Raw genomic sequence first — 23,815 nt, 5'->3', positions numbered from 1 at the left:
TGCCATTCCTTGACAATCCGTGGTTAACAGTATAGGAACGAAAAGGGAACAAAAACCTTGTGGGAAAAGCCAGCCGCGGCAAGCCAGGATTGTGCGCGGCCTGTAAGGTGAACGACTTGAAATTTGTTTCGGATGAGCACGGAGAAGTGTCATGGCGGGTAGCGTCAACAAGGTCATTCTGGTCGGTAACCTCGGCGCGGACCCTGAAATCCGCCGCCTGAATTCCGGTGATCCGGTCGTCAACATCCGCATCGCCACGTCGGAAAGCTGGCGCGACAAGAACTCCGGCGAGCGCAAGGAAAAGACCGAATGGCACAACGTGGTCATTTTCAATGACCAGATCGCCAAGGTCGCCGAGCAGTACCTGAAGAAGGGCATGAAGGTTTACGTCGAAGGCCAGCTGCAGACACGCAAATGGCAAGACCAGACCGGCGCCGACAAGTACACGACCGAAGTCGTGCTGCAGAAATTCCGCGGCGAGCTGCAGATGCTCGATTCTCGCGGCGAGGGCGGCGGTCAGGTCGGCAACTATGCCGGCGGCGGCGCGAGCCGTGGCTCGGATTTCGGCCAGTCTGGCCCCAATGAGAGCTTCAACCGCGGCGGCAATAGCGGTGGCGGCGGTTCCAAGGGCGGCGGTGGCGGCGGCTCGTCGCGCGAACTGGACGACGAAATCCCGTTCTGAGCTGACGATAGTCAGCGATATCTGAGGAGAGGGTGCGATGTCGCTCGGACCGCTTCTATCGGCGCGCCCTCCCATTCCATGGCACGCCTTCGCGGCCCTTGCCGCGCTGGCCGTTGGCGCTACGCAACTGGCGCTGCCGAAAGGCACGACGCGTCATCGTGTCGTCGGCTATGCCTGGGCGGCGCTGATGATGGTCGTCGCCATCTCCAGTTTCTGGATCCAGCAGATACGCCTCGTCGGTCCGTTCAGCCCGATCCATCTCTTGTCGATTTTAGTGTTGATCGCCGTGCCGCTTGCGGTCTGGCACGCGCATATGCATCGGGTCGCCAAACATCGCAGGGTGATGATATCGCTGTATGTTTTCGCCCTGATCGGCGCCGGCGTGTTCACGCTGCTGCCGGGGCGGATCATGCACACGGTCGTCTTCGGCCAGTGACGCTTTCTGAAAGGAAGATTGCCGTGAAAGCACGGATTAAATGGGTCGAGGAGCGCACCTTCGTCGGCGAGTCCGGCAGCGGCCACAAACTGGTGCTGGGGACCGCCCCCGGGCCGGAAGGCAAGACGCCAGGTCCGAGCCCGATGGAGCTGGTGCTGATCGGCACCGGCGGCTGCTCGGCCTATGATGTCGTCCACATCCTCGAAAAAGGCCGCGAGGCGATCGAGGACTGTGTTGTAGAACTCGACGCCGACCGGGCCGAAACCGACCCCAAAGTCTTCACCCGCATCCACATGCATTTCATCGTCACGGGCCACGCGCTGTCGCGCGACAAGGTCCAGCGCGCCATCAACCTGTCGATCGAGAAATACTGCTCGGCCTCGGCCATGCTGGCCAAGACGGCTGTCATCACTCACGATTTCGAGGTCGTCGATACGGCGGTGGAGTAGGGGCTGCCGCTTACCCCGCCATCAGCGCCTTGATGCCATCCGCGACGAACTGAACCGCAAGCGCGGCCAGGATGACGCCGAGCAGGCGGGTGAGGATCGAGCGGCCGGTCTGGCCGAGGATGCGGTCGATGCGCTCCGACAGCACGAACACCAGATAGGTGATGGCAAGGCAGACGAAGATGATGCCGACCAGCGCCGCTTGTGCTGCAAAACCCTGAAACGAGCCCGACAGTAGCACAGTCGCCGAAATCGCACCGGGGCCGGCGATCAGCGGGATCGCCAGCGGGAAGGCCGCGATGTTGTGGATCATGTCCTTGGTGATGGCGACGTCGCCGATCTTCTCCTTGCGATCTTGGCGGCGCTCGAACACCATTTCGAAAGCGATGAAGAACAGCAAAAACCCGCCGGCGACACGGAAAGCCGGCAGCGTGATGCCGAACACCGACAGGATGGACGCCCCGGCCACCGCAAACAGCGCCATCACGAGGAAGCCGATGATCGCGGCGCGCACCGAAACCTGCTGACGTTCCTCGCGGTTCATGCCGCGTGTCACCGCGAGGAAGAGCGGCGCGAGACCTGGCGGGTCGATGGTCACCAGAATGGTGACGAAGGCGTTGAACAGGCTGTCGAAACTCGGCATCGCTGACCCCTCCCGCCGGGCCGGACCCCTGCGCCACCATAGTGGTAGAGCAAAGCCCGACCGGTGGGAACCGTCTGACATGGCGATACCGGAGACGGCGTCAGTGTTAGGCGGCAGCGTTGCAATAGGCCTCCCGGCGATAGCCGTCGGGATCGACGACGAAGGCAGCGTAATAGTTCTCGCCATATTCGGCGCGCAGGCCCGGCGCGCCATTGTCGCTGCCGCCTGCACGCAAGGCGGCGGCATGGAAGGCAACGACACTCTGCCTCGTCGGCGCGGTAAAGCAGAAATGCAGACCGGACTTCTCGTCCGATGACACTGGCCGCTCCGCGTCGTTCACCCACAGCGCCACGGTTTGCGCACCATAACCCAGTGAGCCTGGCGACTGGCTGAGGCAGGAATAACCGAGCGGCTTTAGCGCGGCATCGTAGAAGGGCTTCGAAAAATTGGTGTCGCGGACGCCGATCGAGACATGGTCAAGCATGTTTTTTCACCTTTTTTGCAATATGTTGCGTCATCAGTTCCTGGGCGACGCGGCGCGCCAGGAACTCGACTTCGAGACGCCATGTCTTGCCATCGTCGTGCGAACGCTCGCCGAGCCAGCGGAAGCTGTCTTTGGTGATGCGCGAAAAGCTCCAGCGGACCGAGGAACCAGTGCCGTCGGCGCCGACCTGCACAATTGTGTCGCCTTCGGCGCGACCAAGCTGGCGGCTGTAGTATTGGTTTCGCGGGTCGCTCCAGAAGATGTGCCAGGCATCCGAGCCGGGATCATAGGCCCGCAGCGTTGTGCCATGGAAAGTCCATTTGCCGAGCGAGGGCGAGGGGCCGGCATCCCGCGCGGGCAGGATCCATACGTCCTGGATCGCCCTGCCTTCCAGGACCCAGCCGAAATGCACCTCGCCGCGTCCGGTGAGAACCGTGCCGTCCTCGAGATGGCGCGTGGCATCGAATGTCCAGGCGCCGACGAAGCGGCCGTAGAGATCCAGCTTTTCAGCCAGGCCGGGATTGGGGCCGTCGCTGTGGAGCGCTTCGGCAAAGGAGGATGTACCGCTCATACTTGCTGCCTTCGTTATGTCAGGAGGCTGCAAGCGATAGGCCCCGACCGGCTGTCGCGCTTGGGAAAAATTGCTATCTTTCAAGCCATGACGACGAGCGAACAAAACCTGGCATCGGGGCAGGGTTGGTATGTCTGTGACGTGCTGTGCACGGCCGGCGCCGGCGACCGCCCGTTCGAGGAGGCGCACGACACCTTCTGCGTTGCCGCTGTCACCAGCGGCACCTTCCGCTACCGCACCAGGCAAGGCGCCGCCATGCTGGCGCCGGGCGCGATCCTGCTCGGCAATGTCGGCGCCTGCTATGAATGCGGGCATGAGCATGGCGCCGGCGACCGTTGCCTGTCCTTCCACTTCGCTCCGGCCTATCTCGACCGCATCGCCAGCGACGTGCCCGGCGCGAGCAAGCTCGCCTTCGGCGTGCCGCATATGCCGCCTTTGCCGGCGCTCGCATCGCTGCTGGCCGAGGCGGAAGCGGCGCGCGAGATGGTCGACATCGACGCCTTTGAGGAGCTTGGCCTGCGAATTGCCGGCGCAGCACTGGCAGTTGCCGGCGCAGCACTGCCCGTCGCCAGCGATGCGGTGCCTGGCGTTCGACCGCCGAGCCGCCGCGACCAGAAACGGGTTGCCGAGGCGGTGCGGCAGATCGAGCTCAATGCCGACAGGCCGGTCTCGCTTTCCGAGCTTGCCTGCGCGACGGCGACCAGCCCGTATCATTTCCTGCGCACCTTCCGGCAGGTCGCAGGCATGACGCCCTATCAGTTTCTGCTGAGAACCCGGCTGCACCGCGCGGCGGTGCGGCTGCGCATGTCAGGCGATGCCATCTCGGCAATCGCCTTCGAGGCCGGTTTCAACGATTTGTCGACGTTCAACCGCCGTTTCCGGCGCGTCATGGGCGAAACGCCTGGCCACTATCGCGCCCGGCGGGTGGCTACCCGCTGATGCGTCCGCCTGCCTCCTGATACGCTCTTTGCTTTGAAAACGGTCCATCGCAGGCTTTTGCCCTTGCGGCGGCGAAATGCGTTATGGCCAAATCGTCGCAATCAACGGTATCCATTTGAAATTGCCGCCAAAATTGTCGTTGGAAAACCACCACGAATATTGGAGTTTCGGCCGTGCTTCCTATATAAGCGGTCAGTGATTCCTGATTAGATTGTGATCCGATTTGACCGACCAAAAACCCCCGCGCGGCGCCGACGGCGGCCCTACCGGCATCGAGCCCATCTCCATCATCGAGGAGATGCAGAGCTCCTACCTCTCTTATGCCATGAGCGTCATCGTCAGCCGTGCGCTGCCCGATGTACGCGACGGCCTGAAGCCGGTTCACCGCCGCATTCTCTATGCGGCGCATGAGAGCGGTTACCACTGGAACCGCAAATATGTGAAGTCGGCCCGCCCGGTCGCCGACGTGATGGGTAAATACCATCCGCATGGCGACGCCTCGATCTACGACGCCTTGGTGCGCATGGCGCAGGACTGGTCGCTGCGCGTTCCGCTGATCGACGGGCAGGGTAATTTCGGCTCCATCGACGGCGATCCGCCGGCGGCGATGCGCTACACCGAATCGCGGCTGACCAAGGTCGCGCATGAACTCTTGGAGGACATCGACAAGGAAACCGTCGATTTCCAGGAGACTTATGACGCATCCGACACCGAACCGAAGGTGCTGCCGGCCCGCTTCCCCAATCTTCTGGTCAACGGTTCCGGCGGCATCGCCGTCGGCATGGCCACCAACATCCCGCCGCACAATCTGGCCGAGATCTGCAACGGCGCCATCGCCATCATCGACAATCCGGCGATCGATTTGCCGGCGCTGATGGAGATCATTCCGGGTCCCGATTTCCCGACCGGCGGCATCGTACTCGGCCGTTCCGGCATCTACAGCGCCTATGCGACTGGCCGTGGCTCCATCGTCATGCGCGGCAAGGTCAATGTCGAACAGCGCGGAAACGACCGTGAATCGATCATCATCACGGAAGTCCCGTACCAGGTGAACAAGGCCTCGATGATCGAGAAAATGGCCGAGCTGGTGCGCGACAAGCGCATCGAAGGCATTTCCGACATTCGCGACGAAAGCGACCGCCAGGGCTACCGCGTCGTCATCGAGCTGAAGCGCGACGCTGTCGCCGACGTCATTCTCAACCAGCTTTACCGGTTCACGCCGCTGCAGACCTCCTTCGGCGCCAATATGGTGGCGCTGAACGGCGGCAAGCCGGAAGTGATGAACCTGACCGACATGCTGAAGGCGTTTGTCAGCTTCCGCGAAGAGGTGATTAGCCGGCGCACGAAATTCCTGCTGCGCAAGGCGCGCGACCGCGCCCACGTGCTGGTCGGCCTCGCCATCGCCGTCGCCAACATCGACGAAGTGATCAAGCTGATCCGCACCGCGCCCGATCCGCAGACGGCGCGCGAGCAGTTGATGGAGCGGCGCTGGCCCTCCGGGGACGTGGAGTCATTGATTCTGCTTATCGACGATCCGCGCCATCGCATCAATGAGGATGGCACCTACAACCTCTCCGAGGAACAGGCGCGCGCAATCCTCGAACTGCGCCTGCAGCGCCTGACCGCGCTCGGCCGTGACGAAATCGCCGACGAGCTGAACACCATCGGCGACGAGATCAAGGATTACCTCGATATTCTGTCGTCCCGCGCCCGCATCCAACAGATCGTCAAGGACGAGCTTGCCGCCGTGCGCGACGAGTTCGGCACGCCGCGCCGCACCGAGCTCACCGACGGCGGCGCCGACATGGAAGACGAGGACCTGATCCAGCGCGAGGACATGGTCGTCACCGTCAGCCATTCCGGCTACATCAAGCGCGTGCCGCTGTCGCTCTACCGGGCGCAACGCCGCGGCGGCAAGGGCCGCTCCGGTATGTCGACCAAGGAAGAGGATTTCGTCACCCGGCTGTTTGTGGCCAACACGCATACGCCGGTGCTGTTCTTCTCCTCGCGCGGCATCGTCTACAAGGAAAAGGTCTGGCGGCTGCCAATCGGCAATCCGCAGTCGCGCGGCAAGGCGCTGATCAACATGCTGCCGCTGGAGCAGGGCGAGCGCATCACCACCATCATGCCGCTGCCCGAGGACGAGACCAGCTGGGGCGAACTCGACGTCATGTTCGCCACCACGCGCGGCACCGTGCGCCGCAACAAGCTGTCCGAATTCGTCCAGGTCAACCGCAATGGCAAGATCGCCATGAAGCTGGAGGAGGAGGGCGACGAGATTCTCGGCGTCGAGACCTGCACAGACAATGACGATGTGCTTTTGACCGCCAGCTCCGGCCAGTGCATCCGCTTCCGCGTTGGCGATGTGCGCGTCTTCCAGAGCCGCAATTCGGTCGGCGTGCGCGGCATAAGCATGGCCGAGACCGACCGCATCATCTCCATGTCGGTGATCGAGCATGTCGATGCTTCACCGGCGGAACGCTCCGCCTACCTCAAGCGGGCAGCACTGGAGCGGCGGCTTGCCGCCGAGGTGACCGGCGAGGAAGAAGAGATTGCACTCACCAATGAGGAGATTGGCGAGGAGACCGAGCTTTCCGACAGCCGTTACGAAGAGCTCAAGGCGCATGAGCAGTATGTGCTGACGGTGACCGAATATGGCTACGGCAAGCGCTCGTCATCCTACGATTTCCGCCTGACCGGACGCGGCGGCAAAGGCATCCGCGCCACCGACGTGTCGAAGGTGGCCGAGATCGGCCAGCTGGTGGCGACTTTCCCGGTCGGCAATGACGACCAGATCATGCTGGTTTCGGATGGCGGCACGGTCATCCGGGTGCCGGTCAACGGTATCCGTTTCGCCAGCCGCGCCACCAAGGGCGTGACCATCTTCAACACCGCCGAAGGCGAGAAGGTGGTTTCGGTCGAACGGATTTCGGAGCCGCAGGCCGACGAGGATGTCGAAGAGGGTGTCATTGAGGCCGGCGCCGGAGATGCCGTACCGGACAGCACCGAATAGGTTTGAGCAACAACGCCGGCCCGATGGGCCGGCGCAAACAAGAAACTAGCAATAAATCAGGGGCGACGGTGGGGCCAGCGAGCGCCGAAACCTTCGAACCGCTTTGTGCGGACACGGACGCGCTCTGCCTCGCTATGCAATCCGAATGCGGTGGCGATCAGCATGGCGACGGTCATTGCGGTGGCGAGCATGTAGATCAGCATATGCGTGTTCTCCTGCGCCTATCCAACGGTTAGATCGGGTTTTGGTTTCATCTTCCGAAGTGCAAACTAGCGAACGCGGCGTGAAGTCTTCGTGATCAAGGCATTCATCTGTCGTTCATGTCTGCGAAAAGGTTCACGCAGATGTTCCCAATCGCATTTGCCTTCCGCCCAATGCCCCGCTAGAAGCACCTCCCATGACCGATCGCATCGCCCTTTATGCCGGCTCCTTCGACCCGCTGACCAACGGCCATCTCGATGTCCTGAAGGCATCGCTGGCTGTCGCCGACACGGTATATGCGGCGATCGGCACCCATCCCGGCAAGACGCCGCTGTTTTCCTTCGACGAACGGGTGAAGCTGATCGAGGCCGCGACCAAGGCCGAATTCGGCCGCGACGGCGACCGCATCAAGGTCGTCGCCTTTGACGGGCTGGTCATCGACGCGGCCCGCAAGCATGGCGCCTCGATCATGATCCGCGGCCTGCGTGACGGCACCGATCTCGACTATGAGATGCAGATGGCTGGAATGAACGAGACGATGGCGCCGGAACTGCAAACGGTTTTTCTGCCCGCCAGCCCGTCGGTACGCACCATTACCGCCACACTTGTGCGCCAGATAGCCTCGATGGGCGGCGACATCCGTCCGTTCGTGCCGGCCGCCGTTGCCGGCGCGCTCACCGCCAAATTCGCGAAATAGTGCATGTCGCCCAAAAGTGGATGCCGGTTTTGGGGCAACGACATGCACCCTAACAAAGACCTTCGGAGATCCCTTATGCAGCTGAAAAAGCTCGCCTCGTTCCTCGTCGTGCTTGCCGGTCTCGTGACCGCATCCGTTTCGGCCTTCGCCGCCGAACCGGAAAACACCATGGTCATCACCTTGAAGAACGGCGACGTTACCATCGCGCTACGCCCCGACCTGGCGCCCAAGCATGTCGCGCAGATCAAGAAGCTGGTGCGCGAAGGGGCTTATAACGATGTCGCATTCCACCGCGTCATCAACGGCTTTATGGCGCAGACCGGCGACGTCAAGTTCGGCAACATGAAGAAGGGGTTCAGCCCCGAGGCCGTCGGCACCGGCGGTTCAGACCTGCCCGACCTGCCGGCCGAATTCTCGCAGAGCGAACATTTCAAGCGCGGCACGCTCGGCATGGCCCGCTCGGAGGACCCGAACTCCGCCAATTCGCAGTTCTTCATCATGTTCGCGCCGGCGCCGAACCTCGATGGCCAGTACACCATCGTCGGCAATGTCGTCAGTGGCATCGAACTGGTGGACAAGATCAAGAAGGGTGATGAGGCCGACAACGGAACCGTCACAGACCCCGATCGCATGATCAAAGTGCGCATGGCGGCCGACAAGTGACCTATCAAATCAATCTGTTTTTCTGAGATAAAAGGATATCCGACATGGCTGAGATCAAGGACCGCGAGAACGCGCTCATCCTGGAAACGACCAAGGGCAAGGTCGTCATCGAACTGTTTCCCGACCTGGCTCCCGGCCACGTCGCCCGCATCAAGGAACTGGCGCGTGAAGGCGCCTATGATGGCGTGGTCTTCCACCGCGTCATAGAAGGCTTCATGGCGCAGACCGGCGACGTGAAGTTCGGCAATTCGACCAAGCCCACCTTCGCGCCGTCGCGTGCGGGCATGGGCGGCTCGGAAAAGCCGGACCTGAAGGCTGAATTCTCCAACGCCAACCATGGCCGCGGCACCTGCTCGATGGCCCGTTCGCAGAACCCGCACTCGGCCAATTCGCAGTTCTTCATCTGCTTCGACGATGCCGCTTTCCTCAACCGCCAGTACACGGTCTGGGGCCAGGTCATCGAAGGCATGGACAATGTCGACAAGATCAAGCGCGGCGAGCCGGTGGTCGATCCCGACAAGATCGTGTCGCTGAAGGTCGCGGCCGACGTCAGGTAAGGACAAACGAAGATGATGGGCGTGGTCTGGTCGCTGCTCGGCATCCTGTCAGGCGCCTTCATCGCCGTCCAGGCGCCGATCAACTCGCAGCTGGCGCGCGGCCTGGGGCTCCCGGTCGCGGCTGCTGCGTTTTCGTTCCTGTCGGGCGCGATCGTGCTTGGTATCATCTCCATTGCCGTTGTGCGGCTGCAGGACATCTCGCTCGACTGGAAGGCGCCGGCGCCTTGGCTGTTCATCGCCGGCGGCATGCTCGGCGGTTTCTATGTTACCCTGTCAACCATTCTTACGCCGCGCATTGGTGCAGCCGCGTTGATGGCGTTCCTGGTTGCCGGCCAGTTGCTGGCCGGCATGCTGATCGATCGCGTCGGCTTTCTCGGCGTGGCGGTGCGCGAGATTTCGCTCGGCCGCATCGCCGGCGCGGTGCTGCTGTTTGCCGGAGCGCTGCTCGTCCGGCTCTACTGATGCGCGTCGATCTCTTCGACTTCGACCTGCCGGAGGAGCGCATCGCGCTGCGCCCGGCCGAGCCGCGCGACAGCGCCAGAATGCTGGTGGTCAGGCCAGGCGAAGACTTTGCGGACCGCGCGGTGCGCGACCTTCCGTCCTTGCTCAGAACGGGCGACGTGCTGGTCTTCAACGACACCAAGGTCATTCCTGCCCAGTTGAGAGGCATCAGGCGGCGCGGCGAAGCGCAGGCGCAGGTCGACGCCACGCTGCATATGCGCATGGCGCCGGACCGCTGGCTGGCCTTCATGCGGCCGGGCAAGCGCATCGCCGCCGGCGACCGCATCCATTTCGGCCATGACGGCAATTCCTGTTTTCTCGGGCAACTCGACGCCACGGTGATCGAGAAGGGCGAGGCCGGCGAGGTGCTGCTCGGTTTCGACCTGTCGGGGCCGTTTCTCGACGAGGCGCTGCATGCCGTCGGCCACATCCCGCTGCCGCCCTATATCGCGTCGAAGCGCGACGACGACGCGCGCGACCTGACCGACTACCAGACCATCTATGCCAAAGAGGAAGGTGCTGTGGCAGCGCCCACCGCCGGCCTGCATTTCACGCCGGAGCTGTTTGCCGCGCTCGACGCCAAAGGCATCGAACGCCGCTTCGTCACCTTGCATGTCGGCGCCGGCACCTTCCTGCCGGTCAAGGCGGACGACACCGCTGACCACAAGATGCATGCCGAGACCGGCTCGGTCAGCGAAGCAACAGCCGACGCTCTGAATGGCGCCAAGGCGCGGGGCGGGCGCATCATCGCTGTCGGCACGACCTCGCTGCGCCTGCTGGAGAGCGCGGCACGGCCTGATGGCTCGCTGACCGCCTGGTCCGGCCCGACCGACATCTTCATCACGCCGGGCTATCGGTTCAAGACCGCCGACCTGCTGATGACCAATTTCCATCTGCCGCGTTCGACGCTGTTCATGCTGGTTACGGCCTTCAGCGGCCTCGATACAATGCGCGCGGCCTATGCGCATGCCATCGGGAACGATTACAGATTCTACTCCTACGGAGACGCAAGCCTGCTTTATCGAGCGGAGATGAGCGATGGACGATGACCTGCAAGCTTTTGATCGCGAGAGCCTGATCGCCGAAGTGAAGAAATTGCGTGCCGGCATTCGCCAGCATCGCGATGCCACCGGCCAGGATTTGTGCTGGCATCACCCCAACCTGTGGGATCTGCTGCCGGAAAGGACCGATCCATCGATTGCCGTGCCGCCCTGGCCGAGATTTATGCGCGGCTGCATCCACTACCGGCAGTCGCTCGACAGGCAGGCGCCAGGCGCGCCTGTCCATGACAAGGAATTCAATGGCTGAGACATTCACCTTCAAGATCCTCGCCACTGACGGCAAGGCGCGGCGCGGTTCCATCACCATGCCGCGCGGCGAAATCCGCACGCCGGCCTTCATGCCGGTCGGCACCGGCGGCACGGTCAAGGCCATGTATATGGACCAGGTGCGCGGCGTCGGCGCCGACGTCATTCTGGGCAATACCTATCATCTTATGCTGCGGCCAGGCGCCGAGCGCGTGGCGCGGCTTGGCGGCCTGCATGAGTTCGCCCGCTGGCCACAGCCGATCCTGACCGACAGTGGGGGTTTTCAGGTCATGTCGCTGTCGAAGCTCAGAAAATTGACCGAGAAGGGCGTCACCTTTCGCTCGCACATTGACGGCGCTGCCTACGAGATGTCGCCGGAGCGCTCGATCGAGATCCAGGGCCTGCTCGATTCCGACATCCAGATGCAGCTCGACGAATGCACAGCGCTGCCGGCCGACCTCAAGCAGATCGAGCGCGCGATGGAGCTGTCGCTGCGCTGGGCCGAGCGCTGCAAGACAGCGTTCGGCGACCAGCCCGGCAAGGCCATGTTCGGCATCGTCCAGGGTGGCGACAACGCAGCACTCAGGGTGCGCTCGGCGCAGGCGCTGAGCGCGATGGAGCTGAAGGGCTATGCCGTCGGCGGCCTGGCCGTCGGCGAGCCGCAAGCGGTGATGCTGGATATGCTGGAGATCACCTGTCCGGAATTGCCTGACAACAAGCCTCGATATCTCATGGGCGTCGGCACGCCGGACGACATCGTGAAATCGGTGGCGCGCGGCATCGACATGTTCGACTGCGTGATGCCGACCCGCGCCGGCCGCCATGGCCTGGCCTATACCAGGCGCGGCAAGGTCAATCTCAGGAATGCCCGCCATGCGGACGATCCGCGGCCGCTGGACGAGGAGAGTGACTGCCCGGCGGCACGCGACTATTCACGCGCCTATCTGCATCATCTCGTGCGCTCGCAGGAGGCGCTGGGCGCGATGCTTCTGACCTGGAACAACCTGTCTTACTATCAGAAGCTGATGCAGGACGTTCGCGCCGCGATCGAGGCAAAGGCCTTCGAGGCGCGCACATCAGACATTTCAGAGGGATGGGCGAGGGGCGATATTCCGGTGCTATAAGCACATCTAGGTGCTGAGCGAATTCGCTGCGCGCAAGCTGCAGCCGGTGATTTGAAAGCTGCCGTCGGGCTGCTGTTCCAGCGTGTAGACCGCCTCATAGTCCTTGCCGTCGGGCCCAACGATCAGCACTTGCTGGATTAGCGAAGTTGGCCCCATCTGCTCGACCTTGCCGAAGGAATAGCTCTGCGGCTGGCGCACCGGCGGATAGCCGTTGGTCACCATGTTCATGAAGGTGTCGACGGTCGGAAAGATGCGCTTCACATTTGGAGCGGCGAAACTGTACGCCTTGGCGCCATCATTGGCGATGAGCGCCTTCAACTGACCATCGATGACGGCCTGGCCGGCCTTGACTTCGGCGTCGCCGGCAAGGGCTGCCGACACGAACAACGCGAACAGCAATGAAACAACTGCGAATGCGGTGCGGCGCATGGCCTGTCTCCATTGTCCCCCAACAAAACCTGTCCCGGGACGCATCATACCATACGCTTTGCGGAGCCTCACGGTTTCAGCAACCGCAATATTCGCCACGCAAGTGCCACATGATCATGCTTAAGCCTCCTTTAACGCGGGGCGCGCATCGTAGGGACGGGTGGGGACCCGTTCGCGCAACCAGGGGACGACCATGTTCAAGCAGCCGATCGACCGGCGCCTTTTGCTGAAGGGCGCGGCAAGCCTCGCAGTTTTGGCCCCCTTGCCCGCCTGGGCAAGCACTGGGCCGACCGTCACGGAAGTCGCCTTCGATCCCGCCATTCCAGCGCTCGGCAACCCCGATGGCGACGTCACCATCGCCGAATTCGTCGACTATCAGTGCCCGATCTGCAAGCTCGTCTTCGTCGAACTGAAGAAGTTGATGGAAGAGGACAGCGGCGTTCGGCTTGTGATGAAGGACTGGCCGATCTTCGGCGACGTGTCGCGCGACGCGGCGCGGGTGACGCTGCTGAGCGGCGAACACTATGGCGCGGCGGTCGATGCGCTGATGACCAACCAGCGCGGCCTTTCGGAACGCCGCACCAACGACATCCTTTCTTCCGTCGGTGTCGATGTGGCGATGGTGCGTGCCGACCTCGCCATCCGTGAACCCGATATCGACGCTGCCCTTGTCCGCACCGAAGTCCAGGCGGCGGCGTTCAAGCTGCGCGGCACGCCAGCCCTGGTCATCGGCGGCAACTTGTATCGGCGCGGCATGCCGGTGTCCGAACTGAGACAAGCCGTCGCCAAGGCGCGCTCGGCCTGATGCTTGAAAGCCGGGCGGCAGTCTGCCACAAGGGCCGCTTGTGTGCTGAAGCTTGATCGGGACCGGCAATGAAGACGTTTTTCATGCAGATAAAGTGCGATCTGGGCAAGTCCTATGAGGTCGCCAGCGCGCTCGCCGATGCCGAAATCGCCTCGGAGATCTACTCGACCGCCGGCAATTACGACTTGCTTGCCAAATTCTACGTCGACGACGAGGAAGATGTCGGCCACTTCGTCAACGAGAAAGTGCAGATTATTCCCGGAATCAAGGACACCTTCACGGTCGTCACTTTCCGCGCATTCTAAAGCAATTCCAGGAAAAGTGTGAAGCGGTTTTCCGTCCGGAATTGCGGCAAAGCAAAAAGCTATGGCAGGTCGCCGTTTCCATGAAACGGTGAACTGCTAGAGCCGCATCAGGCACTTGCCCGGCGACAAGGCAGAGCCTGATTAAGGTCCTGTTCCGACTGCCCGAATTTTGGGCAGTCGGAACATACTGATCGCCGATATCCTCCAAATCACCGATTGCGCTTGATTTTCTCCCGCGACGCCAGTGAAATGGCGTCACAGGGGAGTATGCGATTGGCAGCGTTCGATGAAATGCTTCCGGAAATTTCCGGGCTTAGACAACCGTATACGGCTTACGACCGCTGGCTGAAGGAGCAGGACCCGGCCAGGCTTACCGAAAAGATGCAGGACGCCGAGCGCGTCTTCCGCAAGACCGGCATTACCTTCGCCGTCTATGGCGAGCAGGAAGCCTCCGAGCGGCTGATCCCCTTCGACATCGTGCCGCGCATCATCTCCGGCAATGAATGGCGAAGGCTGACGCAAGGCATCGAGCAGCGCGTGCAGGCGCTGAACGCTTTCCTCGACGACATTTACCACCGCCAGGAAATCCTGCGCGCCGGCCGCGTGCCGAGGGAGCTGATCGCCAGGAACGAGGCGTTCCTGCCGGAAATGATCGGAGTGCGGCCACCGGCCGGCGTCTACACCCACATTATCGGCGTCGATATCGTCCGCATCTCGGAGAACGAGTTCTACGTGCTGGAGGACAATGCGCGCACGCCGTCGGGGGTCTCCTACATGCTGGAGAACCGCGAGACGATGATGCAGCTCTTTCCCGAACTGTTCCAGCAGATCAAGGTGCGGCCGGTGGAGAATTATCCGCAATTGCTGCGCCAGTCGCTGGCGGCAGTGCGGCCGCAAAGCACCAAGGGCGCACCGACCATTGCCGTGCTGACGCCGGGCAGCTTCAACTCCGCCTATTTCGAACATGCCTTCCTCGCCGACCAGATGGGCGTGCAACTGGTCGAAGGCCAGGATCTGCGCGTTGTAGACGGCCACGTCGCTATGCGCACGACCGAAGGCTACAAGCAGATCGACGTGCTTTACCGGCGCGTCGACGATTCCTTCCTCGATCCGCTGACCTTCCGGCCGGACTCGGCCCTTGGCGTGCCCGGCATCATGGACGTCTACCGCGCCGGCAACATCACCATCGCCAACGCGCCGGGAACCGGCATCGCCGACGACAAGGCGATTTATTCCTACATGCCCGACATCGTCGAGTTCTACACCGGCCGCAAAGCCATCCTCGGCAACATCCCGACCTGGCGCTGCTCGGAGCCCGACAGCCTGAAATACGTGCTCGAACACATCCATGAGCTGGTCATCAAGGAAGTGCACGGCTCCGGCGGCTACGGCATGCTGGTGGGGCCGGCTGCGACCAAGAAGGAATGCCAGGATTTCGCCAAGAAGCTGCAGGCGAAGCCTTCCAACTACATCGCCCAGCCGACGCTGGCGCTGTCGACCTGCCCGATCCTGACAGAAAAAGGCCTGTCGCCGCGCCATGTCGACTTGCGACCCTATGTTCTGGTCTCCGACCGAATCCAGATTGTGCCCGGCGGCTTGACGCGGGTGGCGCTGAAGGAGGGGTCGTTGGTCGTGAATTCCTCGCAAGGCGGCGGCACGAAGGATACGTGGGTGTTGGACGATTAGGTAGGGAATAGGGCAGTAGGCAGTAGGCAGTAGAGGGACAAGAAATGCCATATTCCACAGAGATTCAAATGCTTACTAATCCCTACTCACTATTCCCTACTCACTAGCCCCGAAGGGCCACTTCACATGCTTCTCGGCCGCACCGCCAACGGGCTCTACTGGATGAACCGCTATATCGAGCGGGCGGAAAACATGGCGCGTCTGGTCGATGCCGGCCTTCGCATGGCGCTGACCCGCACCCAGAGCGCGTCGGAAGAGTGGAATTCGGTGCTGCTCAGCGCCGGCTCCGACGTCACCTTCACGCAGAAATACAAGGACTATACCGCCGCCAACGTCGCCGACTTCCTGCTGCGCGACACCTCGAACCCGTCGAGCACGATGTCGGCGATCGAGACCGCTCGCAACAATGCCCGCATGGTGCGCACCGCGCTGACGCGCGAGACCTGGGAGAGCATCAACGAAGCCTGGATGGCCCTGAAGCGCATGCTGGCAAAGCCGATCGACGAGCGCGACCTGCCGAGTGTGCTCGACGCCATCAAACGCGAGACGGCGCTGATCCGCGGCTCGTTCTACGGCACGATGCTGCGCAACGAGATCTTCGACTTCTCGCAGCTCGGCACCTATGTCGAGCGGGCCGACAACACGGCACGCATCCTCGACGTGAAATACTACGTGCTGCTGCCGTCGATCTCCTGGGTCGGCTCGAGCCTCGACAACTACCAATGGGAATCGATCCTGCGCTCGGTGTCGGCGCACCGTTCCTATCGCTGGGTCTATGAGGCCGACTACAAACCGACCAATATTGCCGACTATCTGATCCTCAATGTGCGCATGCCGCGTTCGCTGACCTTCTGTTATCGTTTTCTCGCCGAGCATCTGAAGTTCCTGGGCGACGACTATGGCGACCGTCATGCCTGCCACGCCACCGTCGACAGGACACAGGCGATGCTGCAGGCAGGGTCGATCAAGGACATATTCGACGCCGGCCTGCACGAATTCCTGGCCAGGTTCATTCAAGACAACACCAAGCTTGGCGAAGAGATCGCACAAGATTACCGGTTCAATTGAGCATGATCGCGAACCGGAGGGCCGCGCTAGCGACAAGTGGGACCCGGTTTTCGGATAAGATCATGCTTACAAACGGAAAATAGGCATGCGGCTCAAGATCACCCACCGTACCGAATACCGCTACGACGCGCCGGTGCACTATCTGTTGCAGCGGCTACGCCTGTTACCGGTCAGCGGACCGACGCAGACCGTCTTGTCCTGGGCGCTGAAGATCGAGGGCGCGCGAGAGGAAGTCCGCTTTAACGACCATTTTGGCAACGATAACAGGCTGTTGAGCGTCGAGGGCGAGCGCGACTTCATCACCGTCGAGGCCTCCGGCGAGGTTGTCACGCGCGACACAGCAGGCGTCTCGGGTCCGCATCACGGCTTTGCGCCACTGTGGCTGTTCAGCCAGGAGACAGCTTTGACCATCCCCGGCGAGGGCATAAGCGAGCTTGCCGCGGCGGTCGGCAAAGGTACCGACATCGAAAGGCTGCATCGGCTGATGGCGCTGATCGTCGAGCGCGTCGCCTACACGCCGGGCACCACCAGCGTGACGACCCCGGCGGAAGAGGCATTGGCGCTGAAGACCGGCGTTTGCCAGGATCACAGCCACATCTTTGTCACCGCAGCCCGCGTCATGGGTTTTCCGGCCCGCTATGTCAGTGGCTATCTGATGATGGATGCGGCCATCGAGCAGGCGGCAAGCCATGCCTGGGCCGAAGCCCATGTTCAGGGTCTCGGCTGGGTCGCCTTCGACGCCGCCAACGGCATTTCCCCCGATGAACGCTATGTCAGGGTAGCCACCGGCCGTGATTATCGCGACGCCTCGCCGGTGTCGGGAATTCGACTGGGACAGGCGGAGGAACAGCTTGCAGTCACCGTCACGGTAGAGCAGTAGTCTCCGGCAAGATTGCTGCCTGAAGAGATTCCATGACTTATTGCGTCGGCCTCAAGATCGATCGTGGGCTCGTGTTCATGTCGGACACGCGCACCAATGCAGGGATGGATTCGATCTCCACTTTCAAGAAGATGCATGTCTGGGAAGAGCCAGGCGAGCGCGTCATCGTACTGATGTCGGCCGGCAATCTGGCTACGACGCAGGCCGTGGTCAGCCTGCTCGACGAGCGCACAAAGGCGGTGGCGGAACGCCACGCGACGCTGCTCGAGACCCCATCCATGTACCAGACGGTGCGGCTGGTCGGCGACACCGTCAAGGAAGTCATCGCCAGCTCGTCGCCTGCCGGCGAAAAGGCGGATTCCTATTTCAACGCCTCCTTCATCCTCGGCGGCCAGATCAAGGGCAGCCCGCCACGGCTGTTCATGATCTATCCCGAGGGCAATTTCATCGAATCGACCGACGACACGCCGTTCTTCCAGATCGGCGAGACCAAATACGGCAAGCCGATCATCATCCGTGCCTATGAAAGGACGATGAGCCTGGCTGAAACCGTCAAGCTCTTGCTGGTATCGTTCGATTCGACGCTGAAATCGAACCTGTCCGTCGGCCTGCCTCTCGACCTGCTGTTCCTGGAGGAGGACACGTTCACGGTGGGTTTGAAAAAGCGCATCGGCCAGGACGATCGATATTATCGTGCTATTTCCGAAGGCTGGTCGAACGCGTTGAAGACGGCCTTTGCCAGCCTGCCGGATTTTCCGGGGTAGCGCGGGAACCTTCGTCGCGGTTGCCTGTCTCTATTTAACATGTTAATCAAAATTCAAACGGCTGGCTGATGGGCGCGTCGGGAGGATCCATGGACAACGAGCAATTCCGCGACTGGTCGAGGCGCGCCGCCGACTGGGGCGCTGATTACCGCGCCGGCCTTCGCGATCGGCCCGTGCGACCTGCCATAGCGCCGGGCGAGATCTTCAGGAGCATCGAAGCTTCTCCGCCGGAGGCCGCGGAATCGATGGAGACGATCTTCGCCGATTTCGAAGCCAAGATCGTGCCCGGCATGACGCATTGGCAGCATCCGCGTTTCTTTGCTTATTTCCCGGCCAATGCAGCACCCGTCTCGGTGGTGGCCGAATATCTGGTCTCTGCGATGGCCGCGCAGTGCATGCTGTGGCAGACCTCGCCGGCGGCGACAGAGCTTGAGACGCGCATCGTCGACTGGATGCGCCAGGCGCTCGGCCTGCCCGAAGGCTTTTCCGGCGTGATCCAGGACTCCGCATCATCGGCGACGCTGGCCGCCGTGTTGACCATGCGCGAGCGCACGCTCGACTGGCAGGGCAACAAGAAGGGTCTTTCCGGGCAGGGCAGGCTGCGCGTCTATTCCTCCGACCAGGTGCACACCTCGATCGACCGCGCCATCTGGGTCGCCGGCATTGGCGAGGAAAACCTCGTCCGCATTCCCGTCGCTGGCACCTACCGCGCCATGGATACCGCGGCTTTGGAAGCGGCGATTGTTGCCGACCGCGCCGCCGGCCTATTGCCGGCCGGCATCATCGCGTGCGTCGGCGGCACCAGCACCGGCGGCACCGACGACATCGCTGAAGTGGCCGCGGTGGCCAAACGCCAGGGGCTCTATCTGCATATCGACGCCGCCTGGGCCGGATCGGCGATGATCTGTCCGGAATACCGGCATTTCTGGACCGGTGTCGAGGGCGCGGACTCGATCGTCTTCAACCCGCACAAATGGCTGGGCGCGCAATTCGACTGCTCGATCCAGTTCGTCCGCCAGCCGGAGGATCTCGTGCGCACGCTGGCGATCAAGCCGGACTATCTGAAAACTCGCGGCCATGACGGCATCATCAACTACTCCGAATGGTCGGTGCCTCTCGGCCGTCGCTTCCGGGCGCTGAAGCTGTGGTTCCTGCTGCGCGCCCATGGCCTCGAGGCGCTGCGCACCATGATCCGCAATCACGTCGCCTGGAGCGAAGGCATAGCAGCGCGCCTGGCCGAGGAGGAGGATTTCGAGCTCGCCAGCCAGCCGATGCTGTCGCTGTTCTCGTTCCGGCATCGCGCCGCATCCGGCGCTGACTGCGACGAGCACAATCTGCGTCTGGTCGACGCCATCAACAATGACGGCCGTATCTACCTGACGCAGACGCGTGTCGATGGGCGGGTCGCCATCCGCTTCCAGGCAGGCCAGTTCGAGACAACCGCGGCCGATGTCGATACCGCCTTCACTGTCATCTGCGAGTGTGCAAGATCCCCGAAGGACTGACAGGGATTGCCCGGGTGGTTGCCGCCGCCGGGGCAAGCCAGCAAGGATTTGCGAGCAAGCATATGGCCGGAAGGGCTGAAGGGGTCAGCCAGAATCTGACGGGCGTCTGGAGCGGGCGCTATTTCTATCCGCGCGAACTGCCGCCGGTTTCCTTCGTTGCAACGCTAATCGAGACGGCAACCAGCTTGACGGGGATGACCCACGAACCGGCGGCGACCAGCACGGCAAGATACGCAAGCCTGCAGGGGCAGCGAGAGGGCAACGCCGTCTCCTTTACCAAGACATACGACAAGGCCCAATTGAAGGCGCACCCGATTCACTACAGCGGCATCATCAACGGTGATGCAACCGAGATCAAAGGCACTTGGCGAATCCCGGGATACTGGTCCGGCAATTTCCTGATGATCCGCTCGCCAGGTAAAGTCGCGGCTGTCACCCGCAAGGTGGCGGAGCGGGTCTGAGCCGTATCTGCCCGGTTCGCCTTTGCAATCATCGATATTTCATTAGCCGGCGTCTCCCTTTTCATTGCTTTCGTTTTCAGCTACAAACAAGAAAAACGAAAACGGGAGGTTCTCAGTGTATTTGTCGCCGCGCCATGCCGAAATCATCCAGATGGCGAAGGACCATGGCCGTGTGCTGGTCGATGGCCTCGCCACGCACTTCAACGTGACGCCGCAGACCATCCGCAAGGACCTCAACGATCTCTGCGATCAGCGGCTGCTGACGCGCATTCATGGCGGGGCCTTGTTCCCGTCCGGCATCGAGAACATGGAGTATGAGGCGCGCCGCAAGATTGCCGCCGACGAGAAGGAGGCGATCGGCCGCGCGGCGGCCAGGCTGATACCCGACAACGCATCTTTGTTCATCAATATCGGCACCACGACCGAGTCGGTCAGCAAGGCGCTGCTCGACCATACCGGGCTCATGGTCATCACCAATAATATCAATGTTGCCAACAGGATGCGCATCTATCCTTCGATCGAGGTGGTAATCGCCGGCGGCGTCGTGCGCGGCTCCGACGGCGGCGTTGTCGGCGAGGCCGCGGTCGATTTCATCAGGCAGTTCAAGGTCGACTATGCGGTGATCGGCGCCTCGGCCATCGACCATGACGGCGCGTTGCTCGATTTCGACTTTCGCGAAGTGAAAGTGGCGCAAGCCATCATCGCCAATGCCAGGCATGTCATCCTGGTGTCCGACCAGACCAAGTTCGAACGCACCGCGCCGGTTCGCATCGGCCATCTCTCGCAAGTCAACACCTTCATCACCGACCGTTGCGACATCCCGTCGGTGCGCAAGATCTGCGAGGAAGCGGAGGTTCAATTGATCGAAACGTCGCTCGGCTAAGCTATCGATCACGGTCCCGTTACATTTCGTTTGACATTCGTTCTTATTTCGAAATAATCCCGCTACGGTTTCGTAAAAACCTAAAAATGCTGCAATGCGAAATCGCGGGAGGGCTTTGTGGACGCAGTCCGTGACATCTTCGTCATCGGTGGCGGCATCAATGGCTGCGGCATCGCCCGCGACGCCGTTGGGCGGGGCTTTTCGGTATTTCTGGCCGAGATGAACGATCTTGCCAGCGGAACCTCCTCCGGCTCGACCAAGCTGATCCACGGCGGTCTGCGCTACCTCGAATTCTACGAGTTCCGGCTGGTGCGCGAGGCGCTGATGGAGCGCGAGGTTCTGTGGAAGAACGCGCCGCACATCATCTGGCCGATGCGCTTCGTGCTGCCCTACGCCAAGGGCCTGCGCCCGGCCTGGCTGATCCGGCTCGGCCTGTTCCTCTACGATCATATTGGTGGCCGCAAATTGCTGCCGGCGACCCGGACACTGGACATGTCCAAGGATCCGGCTGGCAAGCCGCTGAAGCCGCTGTTTCACAAGGCTTTCGAGTACTCGGACGGCTGGGTCAACGATGCCCGGCTGGTGGCATTGAACGCGCGTGACGCCGCCGACCGCGGCGCCACCATCCGCACCCGCACGAAAGTCGTCGGGGCGCGGCGCGAAGGCGATCTGTGGGCGATCCGCGTGGAAGACGTGCAGACGGGAGAGGCAGAGGAGGTCAAGGCCCGGCTGCTGGTCAATGCCGCCGGTCCGTGGGTCGACCACGTCCTGTCGACCACTGTGGGCCAGAACGACGTGCACAATGTGCGCCTGGTGCAGGGCAGTCATATCGTCATCAAAAAGAAGTTCGATGATCCGCGCGCCTACTTCTTCCAGAACAAGGACGGGCGCATCATCTTCGCCATCCCTTACGAGGAAGAATTTACGCTGATCGGCACCACCGATCGCGACTATCCCGGCGATCCGCATGACGTGAAGATCAGCGACACCGAGATCGACTATCTCTGCGCGGCGGCGAGCGAATATTTTGCTGAAGCCGTGACGCGTCCCGATATCGTCTGGACCTATTCTGCCGTGCGCCCGCTCTATGACGACGGCGCTTCGAAGGCGCAGGAAGCGACCCGCGACTATGTGCTGAAAGCCGATGGCGGCGGGGGCAAGGCGCCGATGGTCAACGCTTTCGGCGGCAAGATCACCACCTACCGCCGGTTGTCGGAATCGATGCTGGAAAAGGTCGAAGGTTTTCTCGGCAAGCGCGGCAAGCCGTGGACGGCGAACGCGCCCTTGCCGGGCGGCGATTTCCCGGCCACCGGTTTCGACGTCCAGGTGGCGAAGCTGAAGAGCGCCTATCCTTTCCTCGACCAGCGCCTGGCGCGTCGGTTGACCAGGCTTTACGGCACGCGCGCGCAAGTGCTGCTCGGCCTTGCCAAGTCGAACGCCGATCTCGGCCGCAATTTCGGCGCCGATCTCTATGAGGCCGAGGTACGCTACCTCAGCGAAAACGAATGGGCGCTGACCGCCGAAGATGTATTGTGGCGTCGCACCAAGCGGGGTCTGCATCTCAGCCGCGAACAGGCCTCGGCGCTTGACGAATTCATGCGCGGCATCAGCCGGCGCCATGTCGCGGCAGCGGAATAGGGAAGGCGATTGATGCACAAAGCCTGGGAGGAGGCATCATGCTGGAACTGAGAAACGTGACGAAGATGGTCGGCGCGGTGGAGCATATCCGCGACGTGTCGCTGACGCTTCAGCACGGCTCGCTCAACGTTTTGCTCGGGCCGACACTGTCGGGCAAGACCAGTCTGATGCGGCTGATGGCCGGACTCGACGTGCCGACCACCGGTTCAGTCTGGTTCGACGGCCAGAATGTCACCGGCATGCCGGTGCAGCAGCGCAAGATCGCCATGGTCTATCAGCAGTTCATCAACTACCCCGCGATGACCGTCTACGAGAACATCGCCTCGCCGTTGCGCGTCGCCGGCAACGACCAGGCCAAGATCGACAAGGAAGTCCGCAACGCGGCAGGGCTTTTGAAGCTCACACCCTATCTCGACCGCACGCCGCTCAGCCTGTCCGGCGGCCAGCAGCAGCGTACGGCGCTGGCCCGCGCCATCGTCAAGAATGCCAGCCTGGTGCTGCTCGACGAGCCGCTCGCCAACCTCGACTACAAATTGCGCGAGGAGCTGCGCGCCGAACTGCCCAAGATATTTGCCGCCGCCGGCACTATTTTCGTCTACGCCACGACCGAGCCGCATGAAGCCTTGCTGCTCGGCGGCAATACGGCGACGCTGTCCGAGGGGCGGATCACCCAATTCGGGCCGACCATCGACGTCTTCCGCAAGCCGATCGACCTGGTGACGGCGAAAACCTTTGCCGATCCGCCGCTCAACACCATCGTGCTGGCCAAGAAAGGTCCCGATTTCCTTCTCGAGGGCGGCGTCAAGCTGCCGGTACCGGCCGAACTCGCCGGCATTTCCGACGCCAACTACACGATCGGCTTCCAGCCGCATCATCTGTCGCTCGAGCGGCCCAACGCTGCCGCGGTGCCTGTGCGCGCCAAGGTGACGATCACCGAGATCACCGGCTCGGAAAGCTTCATCCATCTCGATTTTGCCGATGCGCGCTGGGTCATGCTGACCCACGGCATCCGCGATTTCGAGCCCGACGCCGAGATCGAGGTGTTTATCGATCCGCGCCACATCATGGTCTTCGACAGCAACGGCAGCGCCGTCGCCGCGCCGAAGCTTGCGGCCTGAGGGGGAAGA

Annotated in this window: 28 protein-coding genes; 23 read left to right on the top strand and 5 right to left on the bottom strand. The window is 62.2% G+C overall.

From position 1 onward, the window contains the following. The first annotated feature begins 151 nt into the window (after window positions 1-151). Genes ssb through NKJ76_RS04025 form a run of 3 tightly spaced genes read left to right on the top strand, consistent with a single transcriptional unit; the run spans window position 152 to window position 1,567 of the window. Window positions 152-682, top strand: coding sequence for a single-stranded DNA-binding protein (gene ssb, locus NKJ76_RS04035; RefSeq protein WP_023715842.1), 531 nt, complete (start codon window positions 152-154; stop codon window positions 680-682). Window positions 683-719: 37 nt separating this feature from the next. Continuing rightward, entirely contained in the window at window positions 720-1,118 is a 399-nt protein-coding gene (locus tag NKJ76_RS04030; RefSeq protein ID WP_023726685.1) for a DUF2306 domain-containing protein, read from the top strand. A 23-nt stretch (window positions 1,119-1,141) separates the two neighbouring features. Continuing rightward, window positions 1,142-1,567, top strand: coding sequence for an OsmC family protein (locus NKJ76_RS04025; RefSeq protein WP_023706191.1), 426 nt, complete (start codon window positions 1,142-1,144; stop codon window positions 1,565-1,567). A gap of 10 nt (window positions 1,568-1,577) precedes the next feature. Here the strand turns inward: NKJ76_RS04025 and NKJ76_RS04020 are convergent, their stop codons facing one another. The 3 genes from NKJ76_RS04020 to NKJ76_RS04010 all read right to left on the bottom strand — a co-directional run bounded on the left by NKJ76_RS04020 (window position 1,578) and on the right by NKJ76_RS04010 (window position 3,262). Further along, window positions 1,578-2,207, bottom strand: a complete 630-nt coding sequence (locus tag NKJ76_RS04020; RefSeq protein ID WP_352536817.1) for a MarC family protein — start codon at window positions 2,205-2,207, stop codon at window positions 1,578-1,580. Window positions 2,208-2,313: 106 nt separating this feature from the next. Next, window positions 2,314-2,691 carry a VOC family protein gene (locus NKJ76_RS04015; RefSeq protein WP_023815801.1) on the bottom strand — a complete coding sequence of 126 codons (378 nt, stop codon included), beginning with the start codon at window positions 2,689-2,691 and terminating at the stop codon, window positions 2,314-2,316. After that, the gene (locus NKJ76_RS04010) at window positions 2,684-3,262 is read right to left on the bottom strand and encodes a hypothetical protein (protein WP_352536816.1); all 579 of its coding nucleotides are present in this window, start codon (window positions 3,260-3,262) and stop codon (window positions 2,684-2,686) included. The genes NKJ76_RS04015 and NKJ76_RS04010 overlap by 8 nt, the downstream gene beginning before the upstream one ends. 87 nt (window positions 3,263-3,349) lie before the next feature. On the opposite strand from NKJ76_RS04010, the gene NKJ76_RS04005 reads away from it, so the two are divergent. Then, window positions 3,350-4,201 carry a helix-turn-helix transcriptional regulator gene (locus NKJ76_RS04005; protein WP_023750732.1) on the top strand — a complete coding sequence of 284 codons (852 nt, stop codon included), beginning with the start codon at window positions 3,350-3,352 and terminating at the stop codon, window positions 4,199-4,201. A 223-nt stretch (window positions 4,202-4,424) separates the two neighbouring features. Continuing rightward, window positions 4,425-7,214 (top strand): DNA gyrase subunit A, encoded by a 2,790-nt coding sequence (gene gyrA, locus NKJ76_RS04000; RefSeq protein WP_023696506.1) that lies wholly within the window; start codon window positions 4,425-4,427, stop codon window positions 7,212-7,214. 56 nt (window positions 7,215-7,270) lie between these two features. Here gyrA and NKJ76_RS03995 read toward each other — a convergent pair whose 3' ends face one another. Then, window positions 7,271-7,417 carry a hypothetical protein gene (locus NKJ76_RS03995; RefSeq protein ID WP_023670953.1) on the bottom strand — a complete coding sequence of 49 codons (147 nt, stop codon included), beginning with the start codon at window positions 7,415-7,417 and terminating at the stop codon, window positions 7,271-7,273. 194 nt (window positions 7,418-7,611) lie between these two features. Here NKJ76_RS03995 and coaD point away from each other — a divergent pair, with 194 nt between their 5' ends. The 7 genes from coaD to tgt all read left to right on the top strand — a co-directional run bounded on the left by coaD (window position 7,612) and on the right by tgt (window position 12,264). Further along, window positions 7,612-8,112 (top strand): pantetheine-phosphate adenylyltransferase, encoded by a 501-nt coding sequence (coaD, locus tag NKJ76_RS03990; protein WP_023670954.1) that lies wholly within the window; start codon window positions 7,612-7,614, stop codon window positions 8,110-8,112. A gap of 168 nt (window positions 8,113-8,280) precedes the next feature. After that, window positions 8,281-8,775, top strand: coding sequence for a peptidylprolyl isomerase (locus NKJ76_RS03985; protein ID WP_245271915.1), 495 nt, complete (start codon window positions 8,281-8,283; stop codon window positions 8,773-8,775). Window positions 8,776-8,819: 44 nt separating this feature from the next. Further along, window positions 8,820-9,332, top strand: coding sequence for a peptidylprolyl isomerase (locus NKJ76_RS03980; protein ID WP_023748732.1), 513 nt, complete (start codon window positions 8,820-8,822; stop codon window positions 9,330-9,332). A gap of 12 nt (window positions 9,333-9,344) precedes the next feature. Then, a complete protein-coding gene (locus NKJ76_RS03975) occupies window positions 9,345-9,794 on the top strand; it encodes a DMT family transporter (protein ID WP_352536815.1) in 450 nt (149 codons plus the stop codon). Beyond that, window positions 9,794-10,882, top strand: a complete 1,089-nt coding sequence (queA, locus tag NKJ76_RS03970) for a tRNA preQ1(34) S-adenosylmethionine ribosyltransferase-isomerase QueA (protein WP_352536814.1) — start codon at window positions 9,794-9,796, stop codon at window positions 10,880-10,882. Before NKJ76_RS03975 ends, queA begins: the two co-directional genes overlap by 1 nt. Continuing rightward, entirely contained in the window at window positions 10,872-11,141 is a 270-nt protein-coding gene (locus tag NKJ76_RS03965) for a hypothetical protein (protein WP_352536813.1), read from the top strand. Before queA ends, NKJ76_RS03965 begins: the two co-directional genes overlap by 11 nt. Further along, a complete protein-coding gene (tgt, locus tag NKJ76_RS03960) occupies window positions 11,134-12,264 on the top strand; it encodes a tRNA guanosine(34) transglycosylase Tgt (protein WP_023834128.1) in 1,131 nt (376 codons plus the stop codon). Before NKJ76_RS03965 ends, tgt begins: the two co-directional genes overlap by 8 nt. A 6-nt stretch (window positions 12,265-12,270) precedes the next feature. On the opposite strand, the gene NKJ76_RS03955 is transcribed toward tgt, so the two are convergent. Further along, window positions 12,271-12,693: a DUF4864 domain-containing protein gene (locus NKJ76_RS03955; protein WP_023684643.1), complete on the bottom strand. Its 423-nt coding sequence runs from the start codon at window positions 12,691-12,693 to the stop codon at window positions 12,271-12,273. Between the two features lie 193 nt (window positions 12,694-12,886). Between NKJ76_RS03955 and NKJ76_RS03950 the strand changes: the two genes are divergently transcribed. The 11 genes from NKJ76_RS03950 to NKJ76_RS03900 all read left to right on the top strand — a co-directional run bounded on the left by NKJ76_RS03950 (window position 12,887) and on the right by NKJ76_RS03900 (window position 23,806). Then, window positions 12,887-13,498 carry a DsbA family protein gene (locus NKJ76_RS03950; RefSeq protein ID WP_023688619.1) on the top strand — a complete coding sequence of 204 codons (612 nt, stop codon included), beginning with the start codon at window positions 12,887-12,889 and terminating at the stop codon, window positions 13,496-13,498. A gap of 68 nt (window positions 13,499-13,566) precedes the next feature. Then, window positions 13,567-13,803 (top strand): Lrp/AsnC family transcriptional regulator, encoded by a 237-nt coding sequence (locus NKJ76_RS03945; RefSeq protein ID WP_023670963.1) that lies wholly within the window; start codon window positions 13,567-13,569, stop codon window positions 13,801-13,803. A 273-nt stretch (window positions 13,804-14,076) separates the two neighbouring features. Further along, window positions 14,077-15,489: a circularly permuted type 2 ATP-grasp protein gene (locus NKJ76_RS03940; RefSeq protein WP_352536812.1), complete on the top strand. Its 1,413-nt coding sequence runs from the start codon at window positions 14,077-14,079 to the stop codon at window positions 15,487-15,489. Between the two features lie 126 nt (window positions 15,490-15,615). Beyond that, the gene (locus tag NKJ76_RS03935; RefSeq protein ID WP_023693403.1) at window positions 15,616-16,557 is read left to right on the top strand and encodes an alpha-E domain-containing protein; all 942 of its coding nucleotides are present in this window, start codon (window positions 15,616-15,618) and stop codon (window positions 16,555-16,557) included. Window positions 16,558-16,642: 85 nt separating this feature from the next. Then, window positions 16,643-17,437 carry a transglutaminase family protein gene (locus tag NKJ76_RS03930; protein ID WP_023670966.1) on the top strand — a complete coding sequence of 265 codons (795 nt, stop codon included), beginning with the start codon at window positions 16,643-16,645 and terminating at the stop codon, window positions 17,435-17,437. 32 nt (window positions 17,438-17,469) lie between these two features. Continuing rightward, window positions 17,470-18,201 (top strand): proteasome-type protease, encoded by a 732-nt coding sequence (locus tag NKJ76_RS03925; protein ID WP_023684646.1) that lies wholly within the window; start codon window positions 17,470-17,472, stop codon window positions 18,199-18,201. 89 nt (window positions 18,202-18,290) lie between these two features. Next, a complete protein-coding gene (locus NKJ76_RS03920; RefSeq protein ID WP_023688617.1) occupies window positions 18,291-19,706 on the top strand; it encodes a pyridoxal phosphate-dependent decarboxylase family protein in 1,416 nt (471 codons plus the stop codon). 14 nt (window positions 19,707-19,720) lie between these two features. Continuing rightward, the gene (locus NKJ76_RS03915) at window positions 19,721-20,167 is read left to right on the top strand and encodes a hypothetical protein (RefSeq protein WP_155923318.1); all 447 of its coding nucleotides are present in this window, start codon (window positions 19,721-19,723) and stop codon (window positions 20,165-20,167) included. 115 nt (window positions 20,168-20,282) lie between these two features. After that, entirely contained in the window at window positions 20,283-21,050 is a 768-nt protein-coding gene (locus NKJ76_RS03910; RefSeq protein ID WP_023734329.1) for a DeoR/GlpR family DNA-binding transcription regulator, read from the top strand. 117 nt (window positions 21,051-21,167) lie between these two features. Next, window positions 21,168-22,688: a glycerol-3-phosphate dehydrogenase gene (glpD, locus tag NKJ76_RS03905; protein ID WP_023724350.1), complete on the top strand. Its 1,521-nt coding sequence runs from the start codon at window positions 21,168-21,170 to the stop codon at window positions 22,686-22,688. A 38-nt stretch (window positions 22,689-22,726) separates the two neighbouring features. Further along, window positions 22,727-23,806 carry an ABC transporter ATP-binding protein gene (locus NKJ76_RS03900; RefSeq protein ID WP_023670973.1) on the top strand — a complete coding sequence of 360 codons (1,080 nt, stop codon included), beginning with the start codon at window positions 22,727-22,729 and terminating at the stop codon, window positions 23,804-23,806. The last annotated feature ends 9 nt before the right edge of the window (window positions 23,807-23,815 follow it).

It is taken from the genome of Mesorhizobium sp. M0029 (assembly GCF_040323735.1).
Classification (GTDB): domain Bacteria; phylum Pseudomonadota; class Alphaproteobacteria; order Rhizobiales; family Rhizobiaceae; genus Mesorhizobium.
Note: the sequence above shows the minus strand (reverse complement) of the source record. Positions and strands in the feature narration are given on the sequence as shown.